Here is an 807-nt window from a genome sequence, read left to right as displayed (position 1 = left end):
CTCATCGACGCAACGGTTGGGCGATGTCAGCCTGACGGAAAGCCAGCCGACAGAGTGTTAGATGTTGCTGAAAATGGAACGTGGGAGCTACCTTAAATGCGAGAAATGCGGTGACACTCGTGAGACCACGCGGCTTCCCGGCAAAGTCGGCTTCCCGACTGTCGAGCCGTAACGGAAGAACCGTCCGTTGAACCATCCTCTCACATTACGTGGCAAAGAGACTGAAACGCGGCAGTGAGGGGGTCAAAGTCGGGCTTAGCTTGGTTGCAGAAACTTGTCGCGAAATTCCGCATTTTGCGTTGTCGCAAATGTCAGACGCAAAACTGAAAAAGAAATCGGGAATTTTGCGATAGGGAGCGGCGGCTTCCTTCCAAGATGGAGTCTCGTCCAGCTTGAGATTGACAAGTAAAAGGCTTCTGCGCACAATTGGTGCTCGGTAGATACAGCCTGCTGCTTGCGCCCCGTCGGGGTATGGTGAATGTATCGAGCCACTTATGGCTCCCTTTGCCCGAACGAACGGGTCAGCAACGCAAGCCCCTGACACTCTCCGTTCGTTTATGCAAAGGATCATCTCATGCGCGATTTCCGCGATGCCAAAGCTATGGCGAAAACGCTACGTGAAGCGCTTCACGCTAAATCTGTCACCTTCACCAACAGTGAGAGCCAGGAGCTAATTGCTCGAATTCTTGGCTATCGAGACTGGAACGTATTGGCCGCAAGGATCCAAGCGACCCAGTCGTCGACAACCTCGGCCCGGGCTAGCACGCCTTTTCCAGTCGGGGTAAACATTCCCATCGTTCCTATGCG

1 protein-coding gene is annotated in these 807 nt (G+C 53.8%); it reads left to right on the top strand.

Annotated elements, in window-relative coordinates:
* Nucleotides 1–574: 574 nt before the first annotated feature.
* Nucleotides 575–807, top strand: a 233-nt coding sequence (locus tag AB4Z23_RS27370) for a glyoxalase superfamily protein (protein ID WP_441361171.1), incomplete at its 3' end; no start/stop codon positions are given.

The sequence above is a fragment of the Agrobacterium sp. MCAB5 genome (assembly GCF_052114365.1).
Taxonomy (GTDB): domain Bacteria; phylum Pseudomonadota; class Alphaproteobacteria; order Rhizobiales; family Rhizobiaceae; genus Agrobacterium; species Agrobacterium tumefaciens.
The sequence above is the reverse complement of the archived record's forward strand: the minus strand, read 5'-3'. Positions and strand labels throughout refer to the sequence as shown.